Origin of the sequence: Novosphingobium cyanobacteriorum, from assembly GCF_029436685.1 — a bacterium.
Taxonomy (GTDB): domain Bacteria; phylum Pseudomonadota; class Alphaproteobacteria; order Sphingomonadales; family Sphingomonadaceae; genus Novosphingobium; species Novosphingobium cyanobacteriorum.
Genome location: NZ_JAROCY010000014.1, coordinates 107,333 through 123,859 on the forward strand (window position 1 = coordinate 107,333; position 16,527 = coordinate 123,859).

Annotated in this window: 20 protein-coding genes; 9 read left to right on the plus strand and 11 right to left on the minus strand. The window is 65.7% G+C overall.

Annotated features, from left to right (window positions below):
* Positions 1-7: 7 nt before the first annotated feature.
* The 4 genes from POM99_RS15070 (at position 8) to POM99_RS15085 (ending at position 2,401) form a co-directional block, all read left to right on the plus strand.
* Positions 8-946: an MlaD family protein gene (locus tag POM99_RS15070; protein ID WP_277279269.1), complete on the plus strand. Its 939-nt coding sequence runs from the start codon at positions 8-10 to the stop codon at positions 944-946.
* 12 nt (positions 947-958) lie between these two features.
* Entirely contained in the window at positions 959-1,546 is a 588-nt protein-coding gene (locus POM99_RS15075; RefSeq protein ID WP_277279271.1) for an ABC-type transport auxiliary lipoprotein family protein, read from the plus strand.
* 65 nt (positions 1,547-1,611) lie between these two features.
* Positions 1,612-1,782: a hypothetical protein gene (locus POM99_RS15080; protein WP_277279273.1), complete on the plus strand. Its 171-nt coding sequence runs from the start codon at positions 1,612-1,614 to the stop codon at positions 1,780-1,782.
* Positions 1,775-2,401, plus strand: a complete 627-nt coding sequence (locus POM99_RS15085) for a hypothetical protein (RefSeq protein ID WP_277279275.1) — start codon at positions 1,775-1,777, stop codon at positions 2,399-2,401. The genes POM99_RS15080 and POM99_RS15085 overlap by 8 nt, the downstream gene beginning before the upstream one ends.
* Before the next feature lie 4 nt (positions 2,402-2,405).
* On the opposite strand, the gene POM99_RS15090 is transcribed toward POM99_RS15085, so the two are convergent.
* Genes POM99_RS15090 through POM99_RS15120 form a run of 7 tightly spaced genes read right to left on the minus strand, consistent with a single transcriptional unit; the run spans position 2,406 to position 6,538 of the window.
* Positions 2,406-2,660 (minus strand): plasmid stabilization protein, encoded by a 255-nt coding sequence (locus tag POM99_RS15090; RefSeq protein WP_277279277.1) that lies wholly within the window; start codon positions 2,658-2,660, stop codon positions 2,406-2,408.
* Between the two features lie 49 nt (positions 2,661-2,709).
* Positions 2,710-3,405 carry an ATP12 family chaperone protein gene (locus tag POM99_RS15095; protein ID WP_277279279.1) on the minus strand — a complete coding sequence of 232 codons (696 nt, stop codon included), beginning with the start codon at positions 3,403-3,405 and terminating at the stop codon, positions 2,710-2,712.
* Positions 3,402-3,611, minus strand: coding sequence for a hypothetical protein (locus POM99_RS15100; protein ID WP_277279281.1), 210 nt, complete (start codon positions 3,609-3,611; stop codon positions 3,402-3,404). Before POM99_RS15100 ends, POM99_RS15095 begins: the two co-directional genes overlap by 4 nt.
* Complete coding sequence (locus POM99_RS15105; protein ID WP_277279283.1) at positions 3,608-4,270, minus strand: HAD-IA family hydrolase; 663 nt, start codon at positions 4,268-4,270, stop codon at positions 3,608-3,610. Before POM99_RS15105 ends, POM99_RS15100 begins: the two co-directional genes overlap by 4 nt.
* The gene (locus POM99_RS15110; protein WP_277279285.1) at positions 4,267-4,866 is read right to left on the minus strand and encodes an FMN-binding negative transcriptional regulator; all 600 of its coding nucleotides are present in this window, start codon (positions 4,864-4,866) and stop codon (positions 4,267-4,269) included. Before POM99_RS15110 ends, POM99_RS15105 begins: the two co-directional genes overlap by 4 nt.
* Entirely contained in the window at positions 4,866-6,158 is a 1,293-nt protein-coding gene (locus tag POM99_RS15115; protein ID WP_277279287.1) for an RluA family pseudouridine synthase, read from the minus strand. The genes POM99_RS15110 and POM99_RS15115 overlap by 1 nt, the downstream gene beginning before the upstream one ends.
* Positions 6,155-6,538 (minus strand): fluoride efflux transporter FluC, encoded by a 384-nt coding sequence (locus POM99_RS15120; RefSeq protein ID WP_277279290.1) that lies wholly within the window; start codon positions 6,536-6,538, stop codon positions 6,155-6,157. The genes POM99_RS15115 and POM99_RS15120 overlap by 4 nt, the downstream gene beginning before the upstream one ends.
* Before the next feature lie 210 nt (positions 6,539-6,748).
* Here POM99_RS15120 and rpsU point away from each other — a divergent pair, with 210 nt between their 5' ends.
* From rpsU to gatB, 5 genes are all read left to right on the plus strand, one after another.
* Positions 6,749-6,955 carry a 30S ribosomal protein S21 gene (gene rpsU, locus POM99_RS15125; RefSeq protein WP_008070684.1) on the plus strand — a complete coding sequence of 69 codons (207 nt, stop codon included), beginning with the start codon at positions 6,749-6,751 and terminating at the stop codon, positions 6,953-6,955.
* A gap of 180 nt (positions 6,956-7,135) precedes the next feature.
* Positions 7,136-7,720: an FKBP-type peptidyl-prolyl cis-trans isomerase gene (locus POM99_RS15130; RefSeq protein ID WP_277279293.1), complete on the plus strand. Its 585-nt coding sequence runs from the start codon at positions 7,136-7,138 to the stop codon at positions 7,718-7,720.
* Positions 7,721-7,826: 106 nt separating this feature from the next.
* Positions 7,827-8,129: an Asp-tRNA(Asn)/Glu-tRNA(Gln) amidotransferase subunit GatC gene (gene gatC / locus POM99_RS15135; RefSeq protein ID WP_277279295.1), complete on the plus strand. Its 303-nt coding sequence runs from the start codon at positions 7,827-7,829 to the stop codon at positions 8,127-8,129.
* Positions 8,129-9,613, plus strand: coding sequence for an Asp-tRNA(Asn)/Glu-tRNA(Gln) amidotransferase subunit GatA (gene gatA, locus POM99_RS15140; protein ID WP_277279297.1), 1,485 nt, complete (start codon positions 8,129-8,131; stop codon positions 9,611-9,613). Before gatC ends, gatA begins: the two co-directional genes overlap by 1 nt.
* A gap of 1 nt (position 9,614) precedes the next feature.
* On the plus strand, positions 9,615-11,102 hold the full coding sequence (gatB, locus tag POM99_RS15145; protein ID WP_277279299.1) for an Asp-tRNA(Asn)/Glu-tRNA(Gln) amidotransferase subunit GatB: 1,488 nt from the start codon (positions 9,615-9,617) through the stop codon (positions 11,100-11,102).
* A gap of 48 nt (positions 11,103-11,150) precedes the next feature.
* Here gatB and POM99_RS15150 read toward each other — a convergent pair whose 3' ends face one another.
* From POM99_RS15150 to POM99_RS15165, 4 genes are all read right to left on the minus strand, one after another.
* Positions 11,151-11,840 (minus strand): hypothetical protein, encoded by a 690-nt coding sequence (locus POM99_RS15150; RefSeq protein ID WP_277279300.1) that lies wholly within the window; start codon positions 11,838-11,840, stop codon positions 11,151-11,153.
* A gap of 62 nt (positions 11,841-11,902) precedes the next feature.
* Positions 11,903-12,583, minus strand: coding sequence for a hypothetical protein (locus POM99_RS15155; RefSeq protein ID WP_277279302.1), 681 nt, complete (start codon positions 12,581-12,583; stop codon positions 11,903-11,905).
* Positions 12,580-13,152, minus strand: a complete 573-nt coding sequence (locus POM99_RS15160) for a hypothetical protein (RefSeq protein WP_277279305.1) — start codon at positions 13,150-13,152, stop codon at positions 12,580-12,582. The genes POM99_RS15155 and POM99_RS15160 overlap by 4 nt, the downstream gene beginning before the upstream one ends.
* Before the next feature lie 385 nt (positions 13,153-13,537).
* Entirely contained in the window at positions 13,538-16,426 is a 2,889-nt protein-coding gene (locus POM99_RS15165) for a M16 family metallopeptidase (protein WP_438823020.1), read from the minus strand.
* Between the last annotated feature and the right edge of the window lie 101 nt (positions 16,427-16,527).

Consider the following 16,527-nt stretch of genomic DNA (forward strand, 5'->3'; position numbering starts at 1 on the left):
GCACGGCATGGAAACGCGCGCAAACCACATCTGGGTCGGGGTCGTCACGCTGGCATTGCTGGCGGGCCTTGCCGCGCTGACCATCTGGATCGCCCGGCTGAACCAGGGCGAGCAGAACGAATACGACATCTTCTTCAAGCAGTCGGTCGACGGGCTGGCCAAGGGGTCGGAAGTTTCGTTCAGCGGCGTGCCTTCGGGGCAGGTGAAGGACATCGAGCTGTGGGAGAAGGATCCCGAGTTCGTGCGCGTGCGGATCAAGGTGGACAAGAAGGTGCCGATCCTGCTGGGCACCACCGCCAGCCTGCAGGGCAGCTTTACCGGGGTGACCACGATCCAGCTGCAGGGCGCGGTAAAGGGCGCGCCGCCGATCGACCAGCCGGGGCCGGAGGGCGCGCCGGTGATCCCGACCAAGCGCAGCGGGCTGGGCGAGATCCTGTCCAACGCGCCGCTGCTGCTGGAACGGCTGGCCACGCTGACCGAGCGGTTGACCATGGTCCTGTCTGACAAGAACCAGAAGTCGATCGAGAACATCCTGGCCAATACCGACACGATGACGCGCAACCTGGCAGCGGCATCGCCCGACGTGAAGCGGACGCTGGCGGAACTGCAGGCCACGCTGCGGCAGGCCAACTATTCGCTGGCGAGCTTTGAAAAGCTGACGGATTCGGCCAACACGATGCTGAACGACGAGGGCAATGGCCTGGCCAAGCAGCTGCGCGCCACACTGAAATCGGCGCAGGCGGCGGCGGATTCGCTGCAGGCGACGCTGGACGATACCCGCCCCGGCATGAAGCAGCTGAACGAACGGACGCTGCCCGCGGCAGAGGCGATGATCCGCGACCTGCAGGCCACCAGCAAATCGCTGCGCGAGGTGACCGACAAGGTGAACGACCGCGGCGTGAGCGGGCTGGTCGGCGGGCCCAAGCTGCCCGACTACAAGAACTGAGGAGCGACCCGAATGCGCAAGACCCTGCTCATGTCCGCCGCCGCCCTCTCGCTGGCCGGGCTGTCGCTCGGCGGCTGCGTGAGCATCGGTGGCAAGGCGCCGGCATCGCTGCTGAGCCTGACGCCCGAGGCTGCGCCTGCCACCGGCGCGACCGCCAGTGGCCAGCTGGCCGATGCGCTTTCCGTGCTGGAGCCCGGCGCCGACGCCAGCGTGGCAGTGCTGCGCGTGCCGGTGCGGATGGCCGGCGGCAACGTGGCCTACCTGAAGAAGATCGCCTGGGTGGAACGCCCGGCGCGCCAGTTCCAGCACCTGTTGGCCGAAACGCTGCGCAGCCGCGGCAGCCGGCTGGTGGTGGAAGGTGACACCGCGACCAAGGGCATGAAGGTGGGCGGCCGCCTGCTGGCAATGGGCTATGACGAGGCGAGCGCCTCGGCCGTGGTGCGCTTTGACGCGATGAAGGCCTGGCCCGACGGCCGCGTGGAAACCCGCCGCTTTGAACACAGCGTGCCGGGCGTGAAGGCCGAGGGCGAGGACGTGGGCCCGGCACTGAACCAGGCGGCGAACGCGGTGGCGAAGGACGTGGCGGACTGGTTGGGGTGACCGCCACGGTCATTGCAGATTGACAGTGGATTGTTACCGTCCGGTGGCCAGATCGGGGTAGGGTTATGGATGATCGCAAATTCCATGCTGCAGGAGCGCCGAAGCCTGAGCCCCATTTTCCGGAAACGTCGCTCGACAGCGTGTTTGGGTGCTTGAAATCCGAGCGGCCTGCGCTTCCGATTGAAGAGATGGACATTGCGGTGGCGGCTGAGGCCGTGCGCCGGTCGCGTGGCTGAAGCCCGCTCGTCTTGGGGCGGTTTGATGAACATGCGGCTCGGCACTATGGCTATTCTTTTCGCGGTTGGCGGTCTCGCTGCGGGCTGTTCCAACCGCGATGATGAAGCAAAAGCGCCTGTTGTAGCTACCGCTCAACCGCAATCGAAGGATCGCCTTGCCACAAGTGCAACGCCCAGACCGGCACTGGAGGCTAAATCCGATCCCGTTTTGACAGCGGATGGGGTGACCGGAGCACGGATCGGCACGTCTTGGCGAACGGTATCCAAGTCTTTCGAGACGCAAGGCGCCTATGGCGATGATGCAAGTGGTTGTGAAACCTACCTTCATCGTGACGGTAAATTCGGCGCCATGGTCATCGAGGACAAGATCGTCAGGGTCGAAGTCTACGAGCCGGGCATACGCACCGCCGATGGCGTCGGCATCGGTTCGACCTTGGCCGAACTTAAAAAGGCTTACGGGAATCGCTTGATCGCAGAGAAGAATATCTATGACGGCGAAGACATTCAATTTGTCTGGACATCGAAGGACCGTGGGCTGGTTTTTTACACGGACAAAGGCAAAGTAAGGTTCATGGCGGGTGGTGGCCCAGCAATCCGTTACGTTGAAGGTTGCCTCTAGGCGATCACCCTTCTGCCTTCTTCCGTCGCGTTTCCCAGCCCTTCTTGGCCGCCTCGCTGCGGTTGCGTTCGCTTGTGCGTGAGGTGTCCTTGCGGCCCGAACCGCTGCGCTTGCCGCCGCCGTCCTGTTTGTTGACGGTGGCCCAGGCGCGGTGTTCGGCTTCGTCTTTCGATAGGCCGCGTTCTTCGTAGCCTTCCTCGATGTGCTCAGCCTTGCGCTTCTGCTTGGCGGTATAAGCGTCTTTGTCGCCCTGGGGCATGGCGTGCTCTCCTTCGCCGGTGACGAAGGAAAAGCGCTTCCGGTGCCGGTCAGTTCCGGGCGAGGGCGGCGAAGCGGGCGGCGGCGTGGAAGGCGGCGCCGCGCCGGTGGCGCCTCTCCATCGCCTCGGCATCCTTGCCCCACAGTTCGGCCTGCCAGTCTTCCTCGAGATTGGCGGCGTTCCACAGCGCCGCCACGTCCGCGCCGGGTTCGATCGCAGCGAGGCCCAGCGTCAGCGATGCCGCAAGGCTGGTGGTATTGCGCAGCGCGGCGAGCGCGAAGGCGTCGAGCCTTTCCAGTTCGGCGCGCAGGGCTTCGAGCGTTTCGGCGGGCTGGGGGCGGTGCATGATCCCGGCCACGCGCACGAAGCGCACGGCGTGGCGGGCTTCGGCGGCCACAAGCAGCGGCTCCCACACTTCGCGCTGGCGGCCGGCGAGCGGCTCGTCGGGCTCGGCACGGTAGCACAGCGTGTCGGTCTCGCCATAGGGCAGCAGTTCCATGATCGCGCGGGCGCGTTCGGGCGCGACGACATCGATGGCGTAATCGGCCATGTCACGGAACAGGAAGGCGGACGGGTCGATTGCCTCGCCCTGTCCGGCCCATTCGGCGGCCATGGCCTCTGCCAGCGCGGCAGTGGGCACGGCCTGCGGGCGGCCGCCCACGGTCTTTACCGCGCGGCCATCGAGCAGCACGCGGTATCCGGCGGCTTCGTGACCAACACTGACCAGCTTGTAGAAACGCTTCATTCGGGACTTTTCCAACGCTTTGCCAGAAGCGGGGGCAGCGCGAAGAAATCGACGAGGCCCGCGCCGATGAGGATATAGCCGAGGGTGGGCGGGAACGCGCCGTATCGGCCGGACAGCAGCACGACCCCGGCGAGCGCCAGCAGCGCGCCCGAAAGCCGCACCGCCTGCAGCACCATGAACCGTGCGAACGCGGGATCGCCGTTCATTCCATGCCCCGCAGCAGCAGGCGCAGCTCTGCCATCGAGCCGGCCACCGCCTCGGCCCCGGCCTCTACCAGTTCCTGCGGGTGGTGGTATCCCCAATCGACCCCGAAGGCGCGCACGCCGGCGTTGACGGCCATCTCCATGTCATAGGCGGTGTCGCCGATCATGGCGGTGTGGGCGCGCTCCGCCCCGGTCGCTTCAAGGCACGCGTCGATCATCGAAGGGTGCGGCTTGCTGGGATGGCGGTCTGCGGTCTGCAGGGTGACGAAGTGGCCGGCAAGGCCGTGGGTGGCGAGGCAGTGGGCCAGGCCACGGTCGCTCTTGCCGGTGGCGACGCCGAGCAGCCAGCCGGCTGCGGCCAGTTCCTCGATCAGCGCGGCGATGCCTTCATAGAGCGGTTCGCCGACAAGCCCAGCCTCGCGCCGGGTGCGGAACGCGTTCTTGTAGAGCTCGGAAAGCTGGGCATGATGCTCGTGCTCGCCTTCCGGATGCAGGCGGCGCATCGCTTCATGCAGCGAGAGGCCGACGACGCGGCGGGTCTCGTTGCGATCGGGCGCGGGCAGGCCGAAGGCGGCGAATGCGCGGTCCATCGCGGCGCAGATATCGGCCTGGCTGTCCACCAGCGTGCCGTCGCAATCGAAGATGGCGAGGCGCACGCTCATGCCGGAATCCCCCGCATCAGCGCGGCCAGCGCAGGGCTGCCGGCGGCGGCCAGACCATCGGCCACGCGGGCGCGGTCATCGGCGGGCTTGTTCTGCGAAAGCTTGAAGGTGGGGCGCCAGGCCACCACTTCCAGCTCGAAGCCGGCGATGGAATCCATCATCCGGGAAAGCGTGGCGGCGGGCATCTTGTCCATCGTCCAGGCCTGCCCTTCAAGCCGCGCCTCGTTCCGCGCGGAGAGCGTTTCGAGCAGGCCGTGCAGGCCATCGCGATCCATGCGGCGGACGCGGCCCTCCATCTCGAGCGCGACGTAGTTCCATGTCGGCACCTGCGCCTGATCGGCATACCAGCGCGGGCTGACATAGCCATCGGGCCCGTTGACCACGGCCAGCGCCGTCACCCCGTCAAGATGGCGGGTGAGGGCGTTGCCGCGCGAGAGGTGGAACTGCACCGCGCCGTCTCCGGTGGAAAGCAGCGCGGTGTGGGCCACGCGCGGGCCTTCCGGCGTAGTGGCGAAGATCATGCCGAAGCCGATCTCGTCCACCAGCGCCTGATGCAGGGCGTGGTCGTCGCTGCGGAAGGCCGGATTGGGATGCATCAGCGCTTGGGGCCGGCCGGCTTGCCAGGCGAAGGCTTGCGCGGGGCCGGCTTGCGCGCGGGGGCGGGTCTGGCGGCGGGTTTGGCGCCGGGCTTGGCCCCCGGCTTTGCCGCGGCGCGCTTGGGGCCGGGCTTGGCGCCGGCCTTCTGTCCGGTGGGCTTGCGGCTCGATCCGCCGTCGGCGCGCTTGCGGCGTTCGCCACGGCGTTCCTTGCGGTATTCCTTGGCGTGCTGCTTGGCGGCGCGCTTCTGGATGTCGCGCTCGGGCACCAGCTTCGGCGCTTCCAGCTCGATGTCGCCCTCTTCCTCGTGAAAGCCCAGCTGCTCCATGCTCGCCGCGAAGTGCGAAGGCAGCGGCGCGGTCACGTCGATCCAGTCACCTTCGGGGTGCTCGATGCGCAGGCGGCGGGCGTGGAGGTGCATCTTGCGGCTGATGCTGCCGGTGAGGAACGCGGCCTGCCCGCCATACTTGCCATCGCCGACGATGGGGTGGCCGATGGCGGCCATGTGCACGCGCAGCTGGTGGGTGCGCCCGGTCAGCGGCTGCAGTTCCACCCAGGCGGCGCTGTTACCGGCGCGGCTGATCACGCGATAGCGGCTGCGCGCGGACTGGCCCTGCCCGCTTTCGTCCACCATCATCTTCTCGCCGCCGGTGCCCGGCTGCTTGGCGATGGGCAGTTCGATCAGGCCGTCCTTGATCTCGGGCACGCCGGTGACCAGAGCCCAGTAGATCTTGCGCGCGGTGCGCCCGGAAAAGCGCTTGGAAAAGAACGCGGCGCTGCCCGGGGTGCGGGCGATCAGCAGGACGCCGGAGGTATCCTTGTCAAGCCGGTGGACCAGGCGCGGGCGCGGGCCGTCACCATCGGCATAGGCATCGAGCAGGCCATCGACGTGTTCGTGCGTGCCGCTGCCGCCCTGCGTGGCAAGGCCCGGCGGCTTGTTGAGCACGATCGCGGCGCGGTCCTTTTCCAGCACCATCGATTCGGCCAGCTGGATCTGCTCCTCGGTCAACGGCTTGCGCGCGCGGACGCCCTTGATGCCGCTGTTGACCGGGGTGGCGCCGCCCGGCGGCACGCGCAGCACCTGGCCCGCGGCAAGCCGGGTGTCGACATCGGCGCGCTTTCCATCCACGCGGATCTGCCCGGTGCGGGCCCAGCGCGATACGGTGGCGAAGCCCACCTGCGGCAGGTGGCGCTTGAACCAGCGGTCAAGCCGGATGTCGTCATCATCGCGCGCCACGGTGAACTGGCGCACGTCGGCATCGTTGCCGGCGCTCTTTCCGATCCCGCTCATGCTGCAGCCCTCATCACGAAAAGCCCGCCGAACAGCGCGAGGAACCCGGCCAGCAGCGACATGCCGACATAGAGCGCGGCCATGCCGAGCGCGCCGCGTTCCACGAACAGCGCGAATTCCAGCGCGAAGGAGGAGAACGTGGTGTAGCCGCCGAGCACGCCGACGGCGAGCAGCAGGCGCAGCGGTTCCGACCCGCCGTTGCGCACCAGCCAGCCGGTGAGCAGGCCCATCAGCGCAGAGCCGAGCACGTTGGCGGTGAGGGTGGCCCAGGGAAAGGCGCTGGCGGAAACGGGGCCGATGGCCGCGGTCCAGGCGCGCCCGGTAAGGAAGCGCAGCCACGCGCCCAGCGCGCCGCCGCCAGCCACAAGCAGCGATGCCATCGGGAAGGAAGGTGATGTTGTCATTGCCGGCCCCTTAGCCGCAGTGGCCGCCAATTGCACGAGTTTGCTTGCCTTTGTGGCGGGGAATCGGTATCGGGCCGCCGGTTCGAGCCGGTCCTGTTCGGAGTCGGCCCGTTTTGTGTTTCCGGATTTGGGCGACTCCCGCCGCGCAGCGGGCTCTGGCCAATGGCTTTTGAGGTATAGCGGTTTATGCAGATTCTCGTTCGCGATAACAACGTCGACCAGGCCCTTCGTGCGCTCAAGAAGAAGCTGCAGCGTGAAGGCGTTTATCGCGAAATGAAGCTGCGTCGCCACTACGAGAAGCCCTCGGAAAAGCGCGCTCGCGAGAAGGCTGCCGCCGTGCGCCGCGCCCGCAAGCTTGAGCGCAAGCGCGCCGAGCGCGACGGTGCGAAGTAAGACTCGGGCCAAGTAAGAGGCGGATCGGGAGAGGCCTCCTCTCCCATCTACCCACTTGCGATAGGCCCCTTGCTGGGCCAAGAGGGCGCCGTCAGCGGCGCCCTTTGCGCATCCGCCCGGTGCGGGCGCGAATCGCCGCATCAGGCTTCGTGTTTCGGGGAACACCCCAGAGGGGAAACAATGTCGGAAATCACCCGCGTTCCATTGCAGCCCATCGCCAAGGGCTCTCTCGGCAAGCTTTGGCTGGGCGTTGTCGCCGCACTCGCGCTGGGCGGCGCGGTCGCCTATGGCGCGCGCTATCACGGGCTTGAGGTGGAGACGGTGAAGGCCGGCGCCGGCCCGATGCCGACCGTGGCCGACGTGGTGCTGGTGAACTATGTGGGGCACCTGACCAACGGCAAGGAATTCGACCGCGGCGAAAAGGTTGCCATGCCGGTCGAAGGCGTGATCCCCGGCTTCAGCCAGGGCCTGCAGAAGATGCAGCGCGGCGGCAAGTACAAGCTGACCATCCCCGCCGCCATGGCCTATGGCGACAAGGAGCAGAAGAACCAGGCGACCGGCGAAGTGGTGATCCCCGCCAACAGCGACCTGGTGTTCGAGGTCGAACTGGTCGATTTCAAGAGCGCGGCCGAGCTGGAGCAGCAGCGCCGCCTGATGCAGCAGCTGCAGCAGCAGATGCAGGGCCGCGGCGGCAAGGGTGCACCTGGGGGCGCTGTCCCGGGTATGGAAGCCATGCCGGGCATGGAGCCTGCGCCGCAGCAATAAGGATTGCCGGGGCTGCCGTTGCGGTGGGCCCGGGACTTGAAGGTGCCCGTGCGCTTTGTTAGCGCGCGGGCACGTCCGTTTCTGGAATAACGCGAAGGAACCGCACATGTCGGTCGATACCGCCACGGTGGCGAAGATCGCCTCGCTGGCCCGGATCAAGGTCAGCGAAGCCGAGCTGGAGGCGATGGTGCCCGAACTCAACGGCATCCTTGCCTGGGTGGAGCAGCTGGGCGAAGTGAACGTTGACGGCATCGAGCCGATGACCGCGGTGATCCCCAACAAGCAGCGCCTGCGCGACGACGTGGTCAACGCCGATCCGCTGACCGGTGGCGACATCCGCGACAAGGTTCTGGCCAATGCCCCGGCGGCCGAACACGGCTTTTTCGGCGTGCCCAAGGTGATCGAATAATGACCGACCTTACCGATCTCGGCGTTGCCGCCATCCGCGATGGCGTGGCCAAGGGCGATTTCTCCGCCACCGAAGTGGCCAGCGCCTTCAATGCCGCCGTGGCCGAGGCGCAGGATGCGCTGAACGCCTTCATCGTGACCACGCCTGAAAAGGCGCTGGCAGCCGCCGCCGCCGTGGATGCAGACCGCGCTGCGGGCAAGCCGCTGGGCAAGATGGCCGGCGTGCCGATCGGCATGAAGGACCTGTTCGCCACGCAGGACGTGCAGACCACGGCCGCGTCGAAGATCCTCGAAGGGTTCAAGCCCAAATACGAGAGCACCGTCTCCGCCCGCTTGTGGCAGGCCGGCGCAGGAATGCTGGGCAAGCTAAATCTTGATCAGTTCGCGATGGGGTCGTCCAACGAAACCAGCGCCTTCGGGAATGTTATCTCGCCTTGGCGCCGCCCTAATGACACCGCGCCGCTGGCCCCGGGCGGATCGTCGGGCGGGTCGTCTGCCGCCGTCGCCGCGCGCATCGCACCTGCCGCCACGGGCACCGACACTGGCGGTTCGATCCGCCAGCCCGCCGCCTTCACCGGTATTTCCGGGATCAAGCCGACCTATGGCCGTTGCAGCCGCTGGGGCATCGTCGCCTTCGCCAGCTCGCTGGACCAGGCCGGTCCGATGGCGCGTGACGTGCGCGACTGCGCGATCATGCTGGAAGCCATGGCCGGGTTCGACCCCAAGGATTCGACCAGCCTCGACATGCCCGTGCCCGATTGGGAAGCGGCGCTGAACGATGACCTGCGCGGCAAGAAGGTGGGCATTCCCCGCGAGTACCGCCTTGATGGCATGGACCCGGATGTCGCCGCCAGCTGGGAACAGGGCATCGCCTGGCTGAAGGATGCGGGCGCGGAAATCGTCGAGGTCAGCCTGCCGCACACCAAGTATGCGCTGCCGACGTATTACATCATCGCGCCGGCCGAGGCTTCGTCCAACCTCGCCCGCTATGACGGCGTGCGCTATGGCCTGCGCGACCTGCCCGATGGCGCGGGCCTGCAGGACATGTATGCCGCCACCCGCGCCGCCGGCTTCGGCGCGGAAGTGAAGCGCCGCATCCTGATCGGCACCTATGTGCTCTCGGCCGGTTTCTATGATGCGTACTATACGCAGGCGCAGAAGGTGCGCACGCTGATCAGCCACGATTTCACCAACGCGTTTACCCAATGCGACGTGATCCTGGCGCCTACCGCCCCCAGCGCCGCCTTCGCGCTGGGCGAAAAGAGCGCCGATCCGCTGGAAATGTACCTGAACGACGTGTTCTCGGTGCCCGCCAGCCTTGCCGGCCTGCCCGCGATGTCCGTCCCCGGCGGGGTGGACCGCAACGGGCTGCCGCTGGGCCTGCAGGTCATCGGCCGTGCCTTCGACGAACAGGGCGTGCTCAACGCGGGCCTCGCCATCGAAAAGCGCGCAGCATTCAGCGCCCGTCCGGCAAAGTGGTGGTAAGATGAGCGACTATCGTATCCATGGCGCAACCGGCGAATGGGAGGTCGTGATCGGCCTTGAAGTCCATGCGCAGGTCACTTCCAACGCAAAGCTGTTTTCGGGCGCGGCCACCGCCTTTGGCGCTGAGCCGAACGCGCAGGTCAGCCTGGTCGACGCGGCGATGCCGGGCATGCTGCCGGTGCCGAACATGGAGTGCATCCGCCAGGCGGTGCGCACCGGGCTTGCCATCAACGCGCAGATCAACAAGTGGTCACGCTTTGACCGCAAGAACTACTTCTATGCGGACCTGCCGCAGGGCTACCAGATCAGCCAGCTCTACCACCCGATCGTGGGTGAGGGCGAAATCGAGATCCAGCTGGACGACAAGGATCCCGAGAGCACCAAGACCATCGGCATCGAACGCATCCACGTGGAACAGGATGCGGGCAAGCTGATGCATGACCAGCACCCGACGATGTCCTATGTCGATCTCAACCGGTCGGGCGTGGCGCTGATGGAAATCGTCAGCCGGCCGGACATGCGCTCACCGGCGGAAGCGGGGGCCTATCTGTCCAAGCTGCGCACGATCCTGCGCTATGTCGGCAGTTGCGATGGCAACATGGACCAGGGCTCCATGCGGGCCGACGTCAACGTCTCGGTGCGCCGCCCCGGCGAACCTTTCGGCACCCGTACAGAGACCAAGAACGTCAACTCGGTCCGCTTCGTGATGGCGGTGGTGGAGCAGGAAGCCAAGCGCCAGGTTGCCGTGATCGAGGATGGCGGCACGGTGGTGCAGGAAACGCGCCTTTACGATCCGGACCGGAACGAGACGCGATCGATGCGCAGCAAGGAAGACGCGCACGATTACCGCTACTTCCCCGATCCCGATCTGCTGCCGCTGGAACTGACCGACGATTTCGTGGCGGAATGCAAGGCCAGCCTGCCCGAACTGCCCGACGCCAAGCGCCACCGCTATGAAACCGCGCTGGGCCTTTCCGCCTATGACGCGGGGCAGCTGACGCTGGAAGTGGAGACCTACCAGCAGTTCGAGGAAATGCTGGAATCGGTGGCGCGCGAAAGCGGCGCGCCGGAACGCGACGTGGCCAAGCGCGTGGCCAACTGGATCCTCTCGGAACGCCCCGGCGTGCTGCGCGCAGCCGGCGTCGCGGTGACCGATCCCCGCAACACCGTTGCCGCCAACACCGCGCTGATCGTGGCTGTGAGCAAGGGCGTGATCTCCGGCGGCAAGGCCAAGGAGATCTTCCAGCAGTATCTGACCAGCGACATCGACCTGGCCGAAACGATCGCCAGCAACCAGCAGACGACCGACACCGGCGCCATCGAAGCCGCCGTGGACGCCATCCTGGCCGCGAATGCGGACAAGGTGGAGCAGTACAAGGGCGGCAAGGAAGCCCTGTTCGGCTTCTTCGTGGGCCAGACGATGAAGGCCATGCAGGGCAAGGGCAACCCGCAGCTGGTCAATCAGGTGCTGAAAGACAAGCTGGGGTGATATTCGGCACCCCCAAGCCCATTAGCTTGGGGGTGCGGGATCCTGCGATCAGATCTTTTCAGGCTTACGGGGCGCTTTCGCTTCGTTCCCGGCATATTCGTCAAAGTTCTTTTTGAACACGCCAACCAGCTCATCTAGCGCTGCCAAAGCGTCTTCACCTTCCTTGGGAGGGAACAGCTTCAGTCCGTTGCCGCCCCAAGCCTTGTACTCGAAATCGATCTTCGAATCCGACCCGAAATCCCGTACCATGAATAGCGTTTTCAGCGATCGGCCATAGATTGCCGCCTTCTGGTAGAAGACGTCTGCCACGATCAGTTCTGAGTAGCATTTCGCCTGCGAGCTCGAGCGGCGCGTCTTTACCGAATTCATGGTCTTGCGCTCGAGCGGCATGGCATGCGTGATGATCGTCGTGCCGGGGCTCAGCTTGAGCATTCCGCGCAGGTCTAGCGAGAGGAGTGCGTCCAGCTGGCTTTGGCTGTCCAGCGCGCTGGCCAGCATCGTCTTGTTCGAAGCGTCGCGGTTGGCGTGGAGTGCTGCGTCAAGGAGACCGCCGCCAAGCAGGCCGGTCGTAATCGAATTCATCCGTTCCGCAGGCCATACGTGCAGTTCGCAGCCATCAGCTGTACCGGCAGGTGCAATGGCCACCGATTCCGGTGCTGCAACAGCTTCCGGAGCGGGCGCCGCAGCAGGCGGTGCGGCTTCCTGGGCCGTCGCCACGGACGTGCTTGCGATCAGCATTGCACCAGTCAAGGCAAGAGATTTCAGCATATTCTATTTCCCGTCCTCTTCAAAATCTTTCGTTAGCCGCCTTTGTGCTTGATTCCCTGCAAGGCTAAGCCGAAATCGATGATGCTTTTGTTCATTGCCGCCGCCAGTTCATCGATACCTGCTTGGGGGTCGTCTTCCGGCTTGCCCGGCGGAAACAGTAAAAGACGTTCTGTTATGATCTGGCCGAACGTCCGCTCCGCCTTGTTGCCACCGCGAAAGCTCCGGTAGCGGTAAATCACTTTCAGATAGCGACCGCTGAACACGTCCTCTTGGAAAAAGACATCGTCCACTGCCAGTTCGGCATGGCAGGACCCGCCATCGGTGAGCCATGGACCCGGCGTGGTGCGGAGGGTGCGGCTGTCGAGGGCATTGGCATGGACGATGACCGTGTAGCCAGCCAAGCCCAGAGCCCCTGCGAGATCGGCCTTTTCGAGGACAACTTTCTGCCTGGCAGTACCCAGAGGCTCTTCGGGCAGTTTGCGGTAGCCTTCGCGTCCATTAACCGCTCCATCGACGATCCCGCCATGGATCCAGCCGGAGTAAGTCGAGCGCAAGGCATTACCCGGCCATACGTGAAGCGAACATGCGGCCGCTTCAATCGGGGTGGGAATGTCTTCGGCACCTTGAGCCGAACTCGCCAGTAAAACCGAGGCAGCTGCTGCAGCAAGCCAAGAGCAGGATAGGGCCATCGTGCCTGCAATTTTGAAAGTCACTTTTTGGGTTTCGCTTCCATGCTGCTGGCGAATTCCTGTAGATTTGTCGTAAACGCGCGCTCTAGATCGGATATGAAGTCAGCTTCCGTGCGCTCGTCTTCCTTGGTCGATACGGTCAACTTGGTTTCTTCAGGCACTCCAGTGCGCCTGACCAACGTCGAGCCACTGCCGAAATCGCGCAACACCCAGAACGTCTTGAGGTTGTGACCATTGGCGTAAACACGCGCATACGTCAGATCGGTCAGGACAAGCTCTGCATGGCAAGGAGAAGCCGCCGGGCTCAATGCCGTGGGTTTGCGGATATCGGCAAGCGTCATGGTCTCGGTATGAAAAACAAGCCGGTAATTCGAAAGTCCAAGCATGCTGGCCACGGGCATGGCCTTGATCAGAGAGATTTGCCTGTCGCGGCTCAACGGCCCCTCGGCTGCTGGCCCTTTTCTCTCGGTCTTGAATTCGTCATTGACGGCAGGGCCTGACAGAGCGGCTGAGTTGGTAAGCACGGACGCGATGTTTTGTTGACCCTGACTTGCGCTCCATACGAAATTGTCGTGAGCGCGGGCCCTCATCATAGTGAGGCCGGAACTCGGCCAGATATGCAACTCACAATCCGCGCCTTGTGATCCGGGATTGACTTGGGCAATAGCCTGATGTCCGGTCAAGGCACAAAGCAGGCAGGCTAACAGTCTGGAAGTGAGGTTCCCTCCCGGCACTACTGACTTCCCATGAAATTAGTTTGGCACTGCAGTAGATCAGAGGACGCGGGCATACTACTGAATTTGCAACCGCTATGGTTATTGGCAACTCTGCTGATTGGCGATCTTGTGCAAGAGTGCGGCCAGAGGCGCAGCCGCACCCACGCTGCCATTGCGCTCAATGGTTGCTCGCAAGCTAGCCGATGAAACGCTTAAGGCTCCGGTGAGCAGCTTGGCTTGCTAAACGAGCGCCCCCTCAGCATCACCGCCCCGCCACGTCCTGCACTTCCACCGGCAGGCCCAGCGCCTGCAGCTGCGGCTTCACCTTGGCGGCGTCGCCCACCACGATCCAGGTCAGCCGCGCCGGGTCGACCAGCTTTTTCAGCGCGGCGTCCATTTCGGCGGTGGTCATCGTGCGGTAGCGGGCGGGCAGGGTCTCGTAGTAATCGTCCGGCCGCTGGTAGGTGACGATCTTGGCCAGCGCATCCAGCACCGCGCCCGATGTTTCGAACATGCCGGGCAGCTCGCGTGCGCTGCCGGCGGTGGACCAGGCCAGCTCCTCGGGCTTCACCCCGCCGCCGGGCTTCAGGAACCGTTCGATCTCGCCGCGCAGCTCGGCGATGGCGGGGCCGGTCTTGTCGGTCTGCACCGGCGCATCGATGCGGTAGATCAGCGGGCCGGTGCGGTCGTTGAACTGGCTGAACACGCCATAGGACCAGCCCTTGGTCTCGCGGATATTGGTGTTGAGCCGCGAGAGGAAATTGCCGCCCAGCACATCGTTGGCCGAACGCAGCGTGACGAGATCGTCGGTGCCCCGGGCCGCCACCGTTTCAGCCGCGATGATCATCGATTGGGGCGCTGCGGGCCGGTCGATCAGGATGATGCGGGGGCTGGCGGCGGGCACCGGCACCGAAAAATCCTTGGCGGGCGCAGGCATCGCCGGGGCCTTCCAGTCGCCAAAGCTCCGTTCCAGCAGGCGCGTCGCTTCGGCCAGGGTGGTGTTGCCCACCACGAACAGGCTGGCCTTGTCCGGGCGGAACCATGCAGCGTGGAAGGCGATCAGGTCATCCCGCGTCAGCCGCTTCACCACCGCCGGATCACCGGTGCCGGTGGGCGCGATGCCATAGGGGTGCTGCGGCCCATAGACCACGGGATAGAGCACGCGGGCCGCCACCGCGCCGGGATCGTTCATCTCGGCATCGATCGCCGCCAGCTGCTGCCCGCGCACGCGCTCAAGCTCCGCCGGATCGAGCGCGGGATTGCGCACATAGTCGGCCAGCAGATTCAGCGACGGGGCGAGGTTCGGTGTCAGCGCATCAAGCTGGAACGCGGTCCAGTCTGCGCTGGCAAAGCCGGTGATCCGCGCGCCCAGCCGTTCCCGCGCGCGGGCGAAGGCGGAGGAATCGAGGTCCCTGGTCCCTTCGTTCATCAGCGAAAGCAGCAGGCTCTGCGTGCCCAGCGCAGACTTGGGATCGGCGGCAAAGCCGGCATCGAACGCCAGCCGCACCGATACCGCCGGCACCGCATCGCGCCGCGCGAAATAGACCTTCATCCCGTTGGACAGGGTCGCCCGCTCGATCGCCGGGAAATCCAGCGCCGGCACGTCACCCACCGGGGGCAGCGCGCTGCGGTCCGCCTTGGCCGCCAGCGTGCCGTTCACCGCCGGCACCGGCCCCGGCCCGCGCGAAGGGGCAAGGCCGGGGTCACCGCCGCGGTTCTCGCCGCCTTCGGTGCGGTTGCCCGGTTCGATCGTCAGCGAGAACGCCGGGCGCGTCAGCCAGGCCTTCAGCGCGCGCTGCACGTCGGCGGGGGTGATCCGTGCTGCGGCTTCCAGCTCCTTGCGATAGTGCTCCGGGTCTCCGTTATACAGCAGCCCTTCGGCCAGCGTGGGCGCCTTGCCGGTGTTGCCGCCCACCGATTCCAGCGCGCGGATCTGGTTGCTGGCATACTGGGTGGCGGCGCGTTCCAGTTCGTCGGTGGTCGGCCCTTCGTTCACCAGCCGCGCGATTTCGGCATCCAGCGCGGCATTCACCGCGCCCACGTCCTGCCCCGGCTTCACGTCCGCCTGCGCGATGAACTGCCCCGCCTGCGCAAACACCTGCGCATCGGCGGAAACGCCCACGGCCAGCTGCTTCTGCCGCACCAGCGCATCGTCCAGCCGCGAACTGGCAAGGCCACCCAGGATCAGCCCGCCGATCTGCAGCGGCAGGTAATCCGGGTTGTCCAGCCCGGGGATGGCCCACATCCGCTGCACGCGCGTGGTCGCCACGCGGTCCTTGATCGTCTTGGCTACCGGCGCGGGCAGGGTGGGCACCGGTGCGCTCACCGGCTGCACCTTCGGGCCGGGCGGGATCGCGCCGAACCACTTGGCCACCTTCGCCTCGGCCGTGGCGCGGTCGATATCGCCGGCCAGCACCAGCAGCGCGTTGTTGGGGCCATAGTGATCGCGGAACCAGCCCTTCACATCGGCCAGGCTGGCGCTGTCGAGATCCGCCATCGAACCGATCGTGCTGTGGTGATAGGGATGGCCTTCGGGATAGAGCGTCTCGAACTGCTCGTACTCGGTCAGGCCATAGGGGCTGTTGTCCCCCTGCCGCTTTTCGTTCTGCACCACGCTGCGCTGCGCATCCAGCCGCTTCTGCGTGACCGAGCGCAGCAGGTATCCCATGCGGTCGCTTTCCATCATCAGCGCGCGGTCCAGCGCGCCGGTGGGCACCGTCTCGTAATAATTGGTGCGGTCGAACCAGGTGGTGCCGTTCATGTCGGTCGCACCCGCGGCGGTCAGCGGCTTGAAGAAATCGCCCGGCACGTTGTCGGTGCCATAGAACATCAGGTGTTCGTAAAGATGGGCGAACCCGGTCTTGCCGCGCGGTTCGTGCTTCGATCCCACGCCATACCACACAGAGACGGCCACGACCGGCGCCTTGCGGTCGGTGTGGACCAGAACGGTCAGCCCGTTGGGCAGGGTGAAGCGTTCATAGGGAATGTTCACCGCCGCAACGAGGTCCGCCACGGGCGCGGGCTTCACCTCGGGCGCGGCGGCTGCGGGCGGTGGGGGAGCGGGCGGCGCACTGGCGGCCATCGGCGTCGGCGTGTGGGCACAGGCGGAAACGGCAAGGGCGATCAGCGATGCGGAAAGGAAGCGGCGCATGGGGCTCCGATCAGGGTAACCTTGAAGGATGGCGTTGGGCATGGGTTTAGCAATTCCGCCCTGCGACGCCAGTTAACCTTTAGGGGGATTCTACGCATAGG

What these genes read in the sequence shown, in the direction of transcription:
- POM99_RS15070 (WP_277279269.1), top strand. Translation starts at nt 8, where the DNA reads ATGGAAACGCGCGCAAACCACATCTGGGTCGGGGTCGTCACGCTGGCA.
- POM99_RS15075 (WP_277279271.1), top strand. Translation starts at nt 959, where the DNA reads ATGCGCAAGACCCTGCTCATGTCCGCCGCCGCCCTCTCGCTGGCCGGG.
- POM99_RS15080 (WP_277279273.1), top strand. Translation starts at nt 1,612, where the DNA reads ATGGATGATCGCAAATTCCATGCTGCAGGAGCGCCGAAGCCTGAGCCC.
- POM99_RS15090 (WP_277279277.1), bottom strand. Translation starts at nt 2,660, where the DNA reads ATGCCCCAGGGCGACAAAGACGCTTATACCGCCAAGCAGAAGCGCAAG.
- POM99_RS15095 (WP_277279279.1), bottom strand. Translation starts at nt 3,405, where the DNA reads ATGAAGCGTTTCTACAAGCTGGTCAGTGTTGGTCACGAAGCCGCCGGA.
- POM99_RS15100 (WP_277279281.1), bottom strand. Translation starts at nt 3,611, where the DNA reads ATGAACGGCGATCCCGCGTTCGCACGGTTCATGGTGCTGCAGGCGGTG.
- POM99_RS15105 (WP_277279283.1), bottom strand. Translation starts at nt 4,270, where the DNA reads ATGAGCGTGCGCCTCGCCATCTTCGATTGCGACGGCACGCTGGTGGAC.
- POM99_RS15110 (WP_277279285.1), bottom strand. Translation starts at nt 4,866, where the DNA reads ATGCATCCCAATCCGGCCTTCCGCAGCGACGACCACGCCCTGCATCAG.
- POM99_RS15115 (WP_277279287.1), bottom strand. Translation starts at nt 6,158, where the DNA reads ATGAGCGGGATCGGAAAGAGCGCCGGCAACGATGCCGACGTGCGCCAG.
- POM99_RS15120 (WP_277279290.1), bottom strand. Translation starts at nt 6,538, where the DNA reads ATGGCATCGCTGCTTGTGGCTGGCGGCGGCGCGCTGGGCGCGTGGCTG.
- rpsU (WP_008070684.1), top strand. Translation starts at nt 6,749, where the DNA reads ATGCAGATTCTCGTTCGCGATAACAACGTCGACCAGGCCCTTCGTGCG.
- POM99_RS15130 (WP_277279293.1), top strand. Translation starts at nt 7,136, where the DNA reads ATGTCGGAAATCACCCGCGTTCCATTGCAGCCCATCGCCAAGGGCTCT.
- gatC (WP_277279295.1), top strand. Translation starts at nt 7,827, where the DNA reads ATGTCGGTCGATACCGCCACGGTGGCGAAGATCGCCTCGCTGGCCCGG.
- gatA (WP_277279297.1), top strand. Translation starts at nt 8,129, where the DNA reads ATGACCGACCTTACCGATCTCGGCGTTGCCGCCATCCGCGATGGCGTG.
- gatB (WP_277279299.1), top strand. Translation starts at nt 9,615, where the DNA reads ATGAGCGACTATCGTATCCATGGCGCAACCGGCGAATGGGAGGTCGTG.
- POM99_RS15150 (WP_277279300.1), bottom strand. Translation starts at nt 11,840, where the DNA reads ATGCTGATCGCAAGCACGTCCGTGGCGACGGCCCAGGAAGCCGCACCG.
- POM99_RS15160 (WP_277279305.1), bottom strand. Translation starts at nt 13,152, where the DNA reads ATGATGAGGGCCCGCGCTCACGACAATTTCGTATGGAGCGCAAGTCAG.
- POM99_RS15165 (WP_438823020.1), bottom strand. Translation starts at nt 16,426, where the DNA reads ATGCGCCGCTTCCTTTCCGCATCGCTGATCGCCCTTGCCGTTTCCGCC.